This is a genomic window from Variovorax sp. P1_H12_2, assembly GCF_056405335.1.
Window position 1 is genome coordinate 1 of the sequence record NZ_JBFUCI010000207.1, and the last position, 10,764, is coordinate 10,764.

The window sequence follows — 10,764 nt, forward strand, 5'->3', positions numbered from 1 at the left end:
GACCGAGGCCAAGCGCAGCCCGGTCGCGCCCGAGATCCCGACGCTCGCCGAGCAGGGCATCCAGGGCGTGAACGTGACCTCCTGGTACGGCCTGCTGGCACCGGCCGGAACGCCGCCCGCGGTCGCCGACCAGCTCGCCAGGGACGCCGCCGAGATCCTCGCCGCACCCGATGTGCGCGAGCGCCTCAAGGCCCAGGGCATGACCGACGCATCGATGAAGCCGGCCGAATTCGCCGCCGCGATCCGCGACGAGACCGCGGTCTGGGCAAAGATCATCAAGGCCCGGAACATCGTGGCCGAGTAAGCCTGAGAGGGATCCCATGGCCACCACCGCATCGACTTCCGGCGCCCACTTTTGAACCACATTCTTCTACCGATGGAGCGAACCATGACCGACCGTTATCTCGATCCCCACCAGGCGCGCGAGCGCACCCCCACCACCTACGAGGACCTGCTCGGCGATGCGATCGAGCGCGCCTTCGCGGCCGGCGTCCATGACCTCGCCGGCCTGGTCGAGCGGCTCAACGACAGCGGCCTGGCCAGCCCCAGCGGCAAGGCCTGGACCGAGGCCATCTACCGCGAAGAGATGGCGACGCTCGGCGCCTGAGCACCCATTCGAAAGGACCCATCATGACCACCCCCCACGCTGAACCGGTCGATCAACTGCTCGAGATCGGCCTGAAGGATCTCTGGTATCCGATCTGCCCCTCGGGCTTCATCAAGGAATCGCCCGTCTCGCTGCGCCGCCTGGGCCGCAAGTTCGCGTTCTGGCGCGACCATGGCGGCAAGCTGCACGCGCTGGAAGACCGCTGCCCGCACCGCGGCGCGCCGCTGTCGCAGGGCGTGATCCTGGGCGACCGGCTTTCCTGCCCTTACCACGGGGTCGAGGTGCGCTGCGACGGCGTCGCCGTTCGCGTGCCGGGCAGCCCCGGCTGCAAGCTCGAGGGATCGCAGTCCACGCGCTTCTTCCACGTCGAGGAGCGTGCCGGCGCCGTCTGGCTCTACAACTCGAAGGAGTCGGTCGAGACGCCGCCGCCGCTGGTGCTGCCCGAACAGCTGACCGACGACGCGCAGTACTCCAGCTTCCTCTGCTACGCCGAGTGGAAGGGCGACTACCGCTACGTGCTGGACAACGTGATGGACCCGATGCACGGCACCTACCTCCACAAGCAGTCGCACTCGATGGCCGAAGGCGACTCGACCGCCAAGTTCGGCATCCGCGCGACCGACACCGGCTTCGTGTTCGAGAAGGAAGGCCAGCGCAACGTCAACTTCGACTGGACCGAGTGGGCCGACACCGGCCTGCACTGGATGCGCCTCGAGATCCCGTACCCCAAGACCGGCGGGCCGGGCGGCAACTTCATCATCATCGGCAGCTACACGCCGATCTCGCCGACGCTGTCGTGCGCCTTCCATTGGCGCGTGCGCAAGCTGCCGGTGGGCTGGGAGCGCGACACCTGGCGCTTCCTCTACAAGAACCGGCTCGAGGCGCGCCACTGGCACGTGCTCGAACAGGATCGCGTGCTGATCGAGAACATGGAGCCCGACGCCAACCAGCACGAGCAGCTCTATCAGCACGACCTCGGCATCGTGCGCCTGCGCCGCCACATGCGCGGGCTGGCACAGCAGCAGCTCGAAGGCACGTCCGCCTGATGACCGCGCCGGCCGCCACGGCGCTGCGGCGCATCGCCTTCGCGCGGCTCGACGTCGACCTGCGCACCGCCTACTGACAACCTTTCTTCGAGGTTCCGCCATGTCTTCCCCCACGCTGAACGCCCTGGTGCACACGATGCGCTACGAAGCGGACGGCATCGTGAGCGTCGAGTTCCGCCCGGCCACGCCGGCGGTGGACTTCCCCGCCTTCGAGGCCGGCTCCCACATCGACCTGCACCTGCCCAACGGGCTGGTGCGCAGCTACTCGCTGTGCAACCCGGCCAGCGACCGCCAGCGCTACGTCGTCGGCGTGCTGAACGACCGCAAGAGCCGCGGCGGGTCGCGCTACGTGCACCAGCAGCTGCGCGTCGGCATGACGCTGCCGATCTCGCACCCACGCAACAACTTCAAGCTCGAAGAGAGCGCCGGCCGCTCGGTACTGGTGGCGGGCGGCATCGGCGTGACGCCGATCTGGTGCATGCTCCAGCGGCTCGCGGCCATCGGCCAGCCGGTCGAGCTGATCTATTGCGCGCGCTCGCGCAAGGAGTCCGCCTTCTGCGAGGCCATTGCGGCCCTGGCGGCCGAGAAGTCGATCCCGCTGACCTGGCATTTCGACGAAGAGCAGGGCGGCCCGCCCGATCTCGCGGCGCTGCTCGGCGGCAAGGGAAACGACAGCCACTACTACTGCTGCGGCCCGACGCCGATGCTCGACGGCTTCGAGAAGACCTGCGAGCAGCTGGGCTACCCGAACGCCCACATCGAACGCTTCGCGGCCTTGCACGTCGAAGCGCCGAGCACGACCCAGAGCTACATGGTCGAGTGCGCGAAGAGCGGCAAGACGGTCGAGGTGCCGCCCGGCAAGTCGATCCTGGACAGCCTGATCGACGCCGGCCTGAACCCTGACCACAGCTGCAAGGAAGGCGTCTGCGGCGCCTGCGAAACCAAGGTGCTCGACGGCGAGATCGACCACCACGACGGCATCCTGACCAAGCTGGAACGGGCATCGAACAAGACCATGATGATCTGCGTCTCGGGCTGCAAGCGCGGCCCGCTGGTGCTCGACATCTGAGGTCAGGAAGACTCATCGACGGGGAGCGGAAGACATGAAGAGAGCTCTTGGGGCCATGGCCGCATACGCAGCCACATCCTGGGCCCGCGCGCCATCGAGCGTGACCATGTTCGACGTCGTCTAGCCCCGGCGGCGGGGGCCGTGCCCCCCTTTACCCCCCACAGGAACACAGAGCCATGCACCCCAGAGCATTCCGTTGGTACGGCGTCATCACGCTGTTCGTGATCGTCGCCATCTCCTATGTCGACCGGATCAACATCGCGGTGCTGATCACCGATGCCTCGTTCCTGCACCACATCGGCATCGCACCAGGCGACCGCGTCAGCCAGGGCCTGCTGGCCACGGCCTTCATGGTCGGCTACGGCGTCTCGGCTTTCGTGCTGACGCCGTTCTGCGCGGCGCTGTTCGGGGTCCGCAGGAGCCTGATCCTCGGGCTGGTGCTGTGGGGCGTGGTCACCTTCATCACGCCGTGGTTCAACGGCTACGGCATGCTGCTGGCGTCGCGGATTCTGCTCGGCGTGTCCGAAGGGCCGCTGTTCTCGCTGGCTTCGTCCTACATCAAGGCGCATTTCGAGAGCCACGAGAACGGCAAGCCGAACTCCTTCGTCAACATGGGCACCGGCCTCGGACTGGCGCTCGGCTATCCGTTGATCGGCTTTCTGCTGGTCAGCTTCGACTGGCAGATGTCCTTCCATGCGCTCGGGGTGCTGAACATCGTGCTGGGCATCCCGCTGGTGCTCGCCTTCGTGAAGATGCCCGCGGCCTATGCCGGTCTGGCGAAGCCCAAGTCCTTCGGCGACGCCATGGGCCGGGTCGGCGAGATCGTCAAGGGCGCATTGCACACGCGCTACCTGGTGCTGATCACGGTGCTGACCTCGGCCACGCTGGCCTACCTCTGGGGCAGCAGCAACTGGCTGCCGGCCTACCTCAAGGAGGTGCGCGGCTTCTCGCTCAAGGAGATGGGCTGGCTCGCCTCGCTGCCGCAGTACGCCACGGTGCTCGCGGTGCTGCTGGGCGGCATCCTCATCGACAGGATCGAGCGCCAGCGCGTGCCCTTCATCTTCATGGCCGCGAGCGCGGGCGTGGCGCTGTCGGTGCTGATGGCGATCAACGTGCACGACCCCTACGCGGCGGCCTACTGCCTGATTGCGGCCAATTTCTGCTGGGGCCTGCAGAGCCCGGCGATTCCGAGCACCGTGCAGTACTGCGCCCGGCCCGAGCATGTGGCCAGCGCCTTCGGCGTCGTCAACGGCACCGGCAGCCTGGTCGCGGGCTTCATGCCGGCGCTGATGGGCGGCGTGATCAGCGCGGTGTCGGCCGGCCCCGGCGCTTCGGGCGGCGCGGCGCATGGTTTCTTCGCCGGCTTCGCGCTCTTGATCGGGACCCAGCTGGTGGTGTTCGCCTGCGGCTTTGTGCTGTGGTGGCGCGAGCGCAGGCTAATGGGCTCAGTCCCTGTAGCTGCCGTCGACGCGGTCTAGCTTGCGGATCAGCGAGGGCCAGACGAAGGCCCCGCCGAGGCCGCCGGTCTGCACCTTCATCGCCTGGCCCACGCCGTCGACGATGCGCGGATCGACCTGCGTGAGCTCGCCGCCGCCGGACTGCGCCGCGATCTGGATCTGGCAGGTGTTTTCGAAGGTGTACATGCTGAGGAAGGCGTCGGCCACGGTCTTGCCGACGGTCAGCAGGCCGTGGTTGCGCAGCATCAGGAAGTTGGCGCGACCCATGTCGGCCTGCAGCCGCGGCTTCTCGTCGTCGCGGAAGGCCACGCCTTCGTAGTCGTGATAGGCCAGCGAGGCCAGCACGAAGGTCGACTGCTGGCTGATCGGCAGCACGCCGTTCTTTTGCGCGCTGACCGCGATGCCGGCGCGCGTGTGGGTGTGCAGCACGCACTGCACGTCTTCGCGCGCCGCATGGACCGCGCTGTGGATCACGAAGCCGGCCGGGTTCACCGGGTAGGGCGAGTCGATCACCTTGTTGCAGTCCTGGTCGACCTTGATCAGGCTCGAGGCCGTGATCTCGTCGAACATCAGGCCGTACGGGTTGATCAGGAAATGGTGTTCCGGGCCGGGCACGCGGGCGCTGATGTGCGTGAAGACGAGGTCGCTCCAGCCGTAGAGTGCGACCAGGCGGTAGCAGGCCGCGAGGTCGACGCGCAACTGCCATTCTTCGGGGCTGACGAGTTTCTGGATGTCGCTGGGCGCGGTGGCGTTCATGGGGTTCTCCTGGAAAAAGGGATTCAGGCGGTGGTCGGCGCGGGCTGCTTCGCGGCCTTGTAGATGCTCTGCCGCGGCTGCGCCATCAGGCGCCTGAGCATCGGCTCGAATTCGCCGATCGGCAAGGTCTCGGCCTTCGGGTCGAAGGCCGGGTTGTCGTAGAGCTCGCAGAACTCGGCCGTGCGATCGAAGCACGGATGGCTGCGGAAGTTCTCGCGCAGGTCGCGGTCCAGCCCGATGTGATGGAAGAAATAGTGCCCCTGGAAGATGCCGTGGTGCGCCACCATCCAGTGGTTCTCGTCGCTCACGAAGGGCTTGAGGATCGCCGCCGCGATGTCCGGATGGTTCATCGTGCCGAGCGTGTCGCCGATGTCGTGCAGCAATGCGCACATCACGTACTCCTCGTCGCGGCCGTCGCGCAGCGCGCGCGTCGCGGTCTGCAGCGAATGGCTGTAGCGGTCGATCGGAAAACCGCCGTAGTCGCCTTCGAGGATCTGCAGGTGCTTGATCACGCGCTCGGGCAGGCCCTGTGCGAACTGCATGAATTCGCTGCCGATCAGTTGCCAGTCCTGCTGGGTGCTGTCCTGCATGCGGACGAAGGTCGCTCTTGCATTCATCGGTGGTCTCCGTGGGATTGGCGGCCCACTGTAGACCTCGCGTGGGCGCTCAACTGTCAAAAACAAGACAATGGGGCGCTCTGGTAAACCCCCGAACCCGAACCCGAATCCGCGCCGAATGCCCCAGCCTGCTCACGGCGGCTGAGTTGATCCACCTGCGCCGCGGCGCGATGGCGCTTGGGAAGCACGAGCTAGGGGCAACCCCGCTCAGCGCAGCACCCGCCCTTCCTTCGTGATGCTGATCAGGTCGATGGCGCGCCCYGGGTCTCGCAGGCCCGGGCGCAGGTTGATGCGGAAACCGCCGACGTCGTAGTCCGACATGCCGGTCATCACGCGCTGCAGCGCGGCGGGCGTGAAGCCCTTGCCGGCCCGGCGCACCGCCTCGGCGGCGGCCTTGGTGGCGATGAAGCCCTCGAGGCCTTCGTACGAGGGGGTCTGGTCCGAGTTCTCGACCGCGGCGAGATACTCCTTGACGATCGGGATCGCCGACGGGCGCGGCGAGGGCACGACCTGCGAGATCACGATGCCGCCGATGTCCTTGCCGAGCTCCGCGTAGAGCGGATCGATGCCGACGATCGAGAATGCGGTGAAGCTGCCGGCATAGCCGCTCTTGCGCAGCCGGCGGATCACGTCGGCCGTCGTGGCCGACAGCGACACCAGCACGATGGCCTGCGGCGACTGCTTCTGCACCGCCGCGAGCGCCGCATCCACCTTGTCGCTCGCCGGCGGCACCAGCGCGGTCGCCACCAGCGGCGCCAGCTTGAGTTCGGACATCGCCTGCTGCACCGACGCCAGGCCGGCGCGGCCCATCGCATCGTCGTCGCCGATCAGTGCGATGCGGTTTTGCCCGACCGTGGCGCACTGGCGCACGATCTTGAAGGCCTCGTCCGCCATGCTGGGCCGGACGTGGAACACGTTGGGGTAGGCGGCGCCGCGCAGGTTGTCCGCCGCGGCGAAGGGGGCGAACAGCACGCTGCCCTGTTGCGCCGCGACCGCCGCCCCGGCTTCGCTGCTGGCGGTGCCGACGAAGCCGAACAGCATGTCTGCCTTGTTCGTGCCCAGGAGGGTGCGCGCATTGGCGGCGGCGCGGCCGGCGTCGTAGCCGTCGTCCAACTGCACCAGCTTCAGCTGGAGACCGCTGGCGGCGCTGCTCTCGTTGAACTCGGTCGCGTAAAGCCGGCAGCCGGCCGCGAAAGCCAGCCCGATCTCGCTGGCCGCGCCGGTCAGGGGCACCGATTGACCGAGGATCACGGTGCGCGCCGCGGGGGCGCGTGCCACCCCTTGGGCGTGGCCGGGCCGGGTGGCGGCCAGTCCGCTGCCGCCCAGCAGCAGCGCTGCGCCGGTCTTCGCCATCCAGGTCCTGCGAGTGAGAGTCATCGGAAGCCTTTCGCTACAACTAACAAAAAATGTAGCGATTTCGATGCCTCAGACGAAGGTACTAAGTCACGTTACGCGCCGAGGTCGTGGCAATGAGGGGCCCGACGTCGCTGGGCTGCGACCAGATTTGTTAACTTTTGTATATGGGTTGTGGCATTTTGCACAGCGTAAAAGCGGCTTCCGCTGTCAAATCCTGGCTGACCCGGAATAGTCCCTGCTGGATGAAATGAAGCACACGTCAACCGAAATCGCCTTGTTGGAAAGCGCGCTGGTCGCCATCGAGAAGGTGCTCGCCCACGCCGACAGCGAACTCGAAGGCCCCGTCTACCTGGGCCCGACCGCCAACCTGCCGCTGGAGGCTCTGCGGACCGCTGCGCAGACCGAGGCGCAGCGATTCAGCGCCAGCGCCGCCCAGACCGCGGCCAACATCTGCCTGAGCTCGGCCGCGGCTCTGGTCGACGTCAGCCAGGCGCTGCTGAACCGCTGCGGCGACCGGATCGATCACGAACTCGAGCGCGAGTGGCAGGCACTGATCACGCATACCAAGATCGCCAGCCGCACGGCCTTGCGGGCGGCGCTCGTCATGGCGGCCCAGCAGAACCTGCCGCAGGCGCAGAGGCGCGCGCCGGGACAAGCCGACGACCTGCCCACGCTGGCGCATTGAGCGCCAGGCCGACGCCGGGCCGCCAGCGCGGCGAAGTCCGCGCTTCGCGCTGACGGGCGGCCTGCTGACTCCCCCTCGGGGGGCAGCGACCCACACGAAGTGGGGGAGCGTGGGGGCCATCCAGGCCGGCGCCGGGCCGCCCCAAGGCGGCCTGCGGCCCCCTCGGGGGGCAGCGACCCACACGAAGTGGGGGAGCGTGGGGGCCAGTCAGGTGCGTAGGAACACCACGTCCCACACCCCGTGGCCCAGCTTGAGGCCGCGGTTCTCGAACTTGGTCAGCGGCCGGTAGTCCGGCTTGGGCGCATAGCCCGCGGCGCTGTTGCGCAACATCGGCTCGGCCGACAGCACCTCGAGCATCTGCTCGGCGTAGGGCTGCCAGTCGGTGGCGCAGTGCAGGTAGCCGCCGGGCGCCAGCCGGTCGGCCAGCTTGCGCACGAAGGGCGGCTGGATCAGGCGGCGCTTGTTGTGCCGGGTCTTGTGCCACGGGTCCGGAAAGAACACGTGCACGCCCGCCAGCGAACCCGGCGGCAGCATGTGATCGAGGACGTCGACCGCATCGTGGGCGCAGATGCGGATGTTCTGCAGCTGCTGTTCGCCGATGCGCTTGAGCAGCGCGCCGACGCCGGGCTCGTGCACTTCGCAGCACAGGAAGTTCTTCTCGGGCATCAGCGCCGCGATGTGCGCGGTCGCCTCGCCCATGCCGAAGCCGATCTCGAGCACGGTCGGCGCCTGGCGGCCGAAGGCGGCGTCGAAATCGAGCGGCTCGGCGCGGTAGGGCAGCAGGAACTGCGGTCCGAACTGCTCGTAGGCGCGCGCCTGGCCGTCGGTGGTGCGACCGCCGCGCTTGACGAAGCTCTTCAGGCGGCGATGCAGCGGATGCGCCTCGCCGGTGGGTTTGTCGCCCGCGGGCGGATCGGCCGGCGGGTCGTGGGGGAGGTCGGTGGTAGAGCTTGGGGTCACGGCGGCGGATTGTAGAGATCGCGCCAATGGGCCACCCATTGCGCGAGCGCTTCGCCCGCGGTGGCAGCGCCGGTCGGCCCGAGACCAAGCACCTGCGCCGCGGCCTGCAGCGCGGCCAGCGCGTCGACGGGGGTGGCCAGCGCGAGCGCTGCCGCACCGTTCTGCTTGGACAGCTTGTCGCCGTCGGCGCCCAGCACCAGCGGCGTGTGCAGGTAGCTCGGCGTCGGCAGTCCGAGCGCCCGCTGCAGCAGGATCTGGCGTGCCGTGTTGTCCGCCAGGTCCTCTCCGCGCACCACGTCGGTCACGCCCTGGTCGGCGTCGTCGACCACCACCGCCAGTTGGTAGGCCCACGGGCCGTCGGCGCGCCGGAGCACGAAGTCGCCGACCTCGCGGCCGACGGCCTGCTGTTGACGGCCGAGCCGGCGGTCGTCCCACTGCAGCTGTCCGGACCTCTGGGCGGCCTCGAACTTCACAGCGGCGAAGCGCCAGGCGCGCGCCGGCTTGCCGTGCAGGCCCTCGCGGCAGGTGCCGGGGTAGACGCGCTCGCCGTGGCGCGCATGCGCCATGCCGCGCGCCGCCAGCGCCCGTTCGATGTCCTTGCGGGTGCAACTGCAGGGGTAGGCCCAGCCCGCCGCCTTGAGGTCGTCGAGGGCGCTCGCGTAGAGCGGGGTGCGCCGGGTCTGCCAGGCCGGCGGCGCGTCCGGGACCAGGCCGCAGGCGGCCAGTTGCGCGAGGATCCGTTCGCCCATGCCCGGAAGGCAGCGCTCGGTGTCGGCATCCTCGATGCGCACCAGCCAGCGCGCCTGGGGACCGCGGGCGCGGACGTCGAGCCAGCTCGCGAGCGCCGCGACCAGCGAGCCGGCATGCAGCGGCCCGGTCGGAGAAGGCGCGAAACGGCCGATTCGGGTCATGACCCCGCGACAGGCAGTTCAGACACCGCCGGGCCGCCCAAGGCGGCTGCGCCCTCCTCGGGGGAGCAGCGACCCACGACGCATGAAACCGGCGCAGCCCGATGCCAGGGATACCGCGGAACCGGCTTCGCCGGGCCGCTGGTATCGCCCCCTTGAGGGGGCAGCGCCGCAGGCGCTTCGGGGGTGTTTCATTTCAAGCGGCTTTGAGCGCCAGCGTCAGGCCCGAGAGGAAGGCGTCCTCGACCCGGTGCCCGGTGCACCAGTCGCCGGCGACGCCGAGGCGAGCCTTGGCGTCCCACAGGTGCGGCTTGCCTGCCGGCACCTGAGTCTGCGCCTCGGCCCAGCAGCGGGCCTCGGCATGCGCAGGCTCGGCCCGGATGCCGGTGATCTCGGCGAAGGCGCGCAACAGCTTGGCCCTGACGCGCGCGGCGTCGTCGCGCAGGTGCTCGTGCGACCAGGCGGCGCTGGCCTGCAGCGTCCAGCGCTCGATCGGATCGCGGCCGGGCTTCGACGACTCGCGCGCGAGCCAGGCCACCCGATGGTGCGTGCTGCGGGCGGCGTTCCATTGGGGGCCGAGGTGCGACAGCGTGGGCTGGTTGGCCTGAGGGAAGGCGATCATCAGTGTCCAGCAGGGCGCGATGCGAACCGGCTCGATCCGGCGGCTCAATTCGGCGGACAGCCGGCCGTCGCCGAGCAGGGCGCGCGTGCGCGCCGGCGGCACCGCCATCAGCACGGCATCGAAGCCCGAATAGACACGCTGCGAATCGTCGACGCCGGCGGTGCGCAACTGCCAGCGCTTGGCGTCCAGCGCATCGCGCTCGATCTGCGTCACCTGGGTGCGCGTCAGCAGCGCGTCGCCCAGCGGCGCCGCCCAATGGGCGACCAGGGCGTCCATGCCGGGCTGGGCCACGAAATGGGGCTCGCGGGAGGGCCGGGCGGCCTCGGCGACGCGGCCATGGGCGTCGAGCACGCGCACCAGGTTGGCGCTCCAGGGCTTGCAGATCTTCGGGGTGGTTTCCAGCACGCGCGCGAAACGCGGGTCGCGCACGGTGAAGTACTGCGCGCCGCTGTCGAAGCGGCCGAAGGGCGTGGCCTCGCTGGCCATGCGGCCGCCGGCGGTGGCTTCACGTTCGAACACGGTCACCTGGTGACCGGCCTGCACCAGCGTGCGGGCACAAGCCACGCCGGCGATGCCCGCGCCGACGACGGCGTAGTGGCGAGTGGCGGTGGATCGGTGGCGGTCGGCGGCGGGTCGGATGGTCATGGCAGTCTCTTTGTCGGGTGGCGGGCCATGTGACTC

General features: G+C 69.1%; 12 protein-coding genes. 6 read left to right on the top strand and 6 right to left on the bottom strand.

Going from position 1 to position 10,764, the window contains the following annotated elements; all coding sequences use genetic code 11:
• From AC1D2K_RS19990 to AC1D2K_RS20010, 5 genes are all read left to right on the top strand, one after another.
• Positions 1 to 304, top strand: a 304-nt coding sequence (locus AC1D2K_RS19990; protein ID WP_478090573.1) for a Bug family tripartite tricarboxylate transporter substrate binding protein, incomplete at its 5' end; no start/stop codon positions are given.
• An 84-nt stretch (positions 305 to 388) separates the two neighbouring features.
• Positions 389 to 607, top strand: coding sequence for a recombinase-like helix-turn-helix domain-containing protein (locus tag AC1D2K_RS19995; RefSeq protein ID WP_478090574.1), 219 nt, complete (start codon positions 389 to 391; stop codon positions 605 to 607).
• Positions 608 to 630: 23 nt separating this feature from the next.
• Positions 631 to 1,653 carry a Rieske 2Fe-2S domain-containing protein gene (locus AC1D2K_RS20000; RefSeq protein WP_478090575.1) on the top strand — a complete coding sequence of 341 codons (1,023 nt, stop codon included), beginning with the start codon at positions 631 to 633 and terminating at the stop codon, positions 1,651 to 1,653.
• A gap of 100 nt (positions 1,654 to 1,753) precedes the next feature.
• Positions 1,754 to 2,722: a PDR/VanB family oxidoreductase gene (locus tag AC1D2K_RS20005; protein WP_478090576.1), complete on the top strand. Its 969-nt coding sequence runs from the start codon at positions 1,754 to 1,756 to the stop codon at positions 2,720 to 2,722.
• Between the two features lie 176 nt (positions 2,723 to 2,898).
• A complete protein-coding gene (locus AC1D2K_RS20010) occupies positions 2,899 to 4,200 on the top strand; it encodes an MFS transporter (protein WP_478090577.1) in 1,302 nt (433 codons plus the stop codon).
• On the opposite strand, the gene AC1D2K_RS20015 is transcribed toward AC1D2K_RS20010, so the two are convergent.
• The 3 genes from AC1D2K_RS20015 to AC1D2K_RS20025 all read right to left on the bottom strand — a co-directional run bounded on the left by AC1D2K_RS20015 (position 4,168) and on the right by AC1D2K_RS20025 (position 6,929).
• Positions 4,168 to 4,935: a class II aldolase/adducin family protein gene (locus AC1D2K_RS20015; RefSeq protein WP_478090578.1), complete on the bottom strand. Its 768-nt coding sequence runs from the start codon at positions 4,933 to 4,935 to the stop codon at positions 4,168 to 4,170. The genes AC1D2K_RS20010 and AC1D2K_RS20015 overlap by 33 nt on opposite strands.
• 23 nt (positions 4,936 to 4,958) lie before the next feature.
• Positions 4,959 to 5,552, bottom strand: a complete 594-nt coding sequence (locus AC1D2K_RS20020; RefSeq protein ID WP_478090579.1) for an HD domain-containing protein — start codon at positions 5,550 to 5,552, stop codon at positions 4,959 to 4,961.
• A 207-nt stretch (positions 5,553 to 5,759) separates the two neighbouring features.
• A complete protein-coding gene (locus tag AC1D2K_RS20025) occupies positions 5,760 to 6,929 on the bottom strand; it encodes an ABC transporter substrate-binding protein (RefSeq protein ID WP_478090580.1) in 1,170 nt (389 codons plus the stop codon).
• A gap of 226 nt (positions 6,930 to 7,155) precedes the next feature.
• Here AC1D2K_RS20025 and AC1D2K_RS20030 point away from each other — a divergent pair, with 226 nt between their 5' ends.
• On the top strand, positions 7,156 to 7,593 hold the full coding sequence (locus AC1D2K_RS20030) for a hypothetical protein (protein WP_478090581.1): 438 nt from the start codon (positions 7,156 to 7,158) through the stop codon (positions 7,591 to 7,593).
• A 207-nt stretch (positions 7,594 to 7,800) separates the two neighbouring features.
• Here AC1D2K_RS20030 and trmB read toward each other — a convergent pair whose 3' ends face one another.
• The 3 genes from trmB to AC1D2K_RS20045 form a co-directional block, all read right to left on the bottom strand.
• The gene (gene trmB / locus AC1D2K_RS20035) at positions 7,801 to 8,592 is read right to left on the bottom strand and encodes a tRNA (guanosine(46)-N7)-methyltransferase TrmB (RefSeq protein ID WP_478090582.1); all 792 of its coding nucleotides are present in this window, start codon (positions 8,590 to 8,592) and stop codon (positions 7,801 to 7,803) included.
• Positions 8,550 to 9,464 carry a tRNA glutamyl-Q(34) synthetase GluQRS gene (gene gluQRS, locus AC1D2K_RS20040; RefSeq protein WP_478090583.1) on the bottom strand — a complete coding sequence of 305 codons (915 nt, stop codon included), beginning with the start codon at positions 9,462 to 9,464 and terminating at the stop codon, positions 8,550 to 8,552. The genes trmB and gluQRS overlap by 43 nt, the downstream gene beginning before the upstream one ends.
• Before the next feature lie 193 nt (positions 9,465 to 9,657).
• Positions 9,658 to 10,728, bottom strand: a complete 1,071-nt coding sequence (locus AC1D2K_RS20045) for an NAD(P)/FAD-dependent oxidoreductase (RefSeq protein WP_478090584.1) — start codon at positions 10,726 to 10,728, stop codon at positions 9,658 to 9,660.
• Positions 10,729 to 10,764 lie beyond the last annotated feature (36 nt).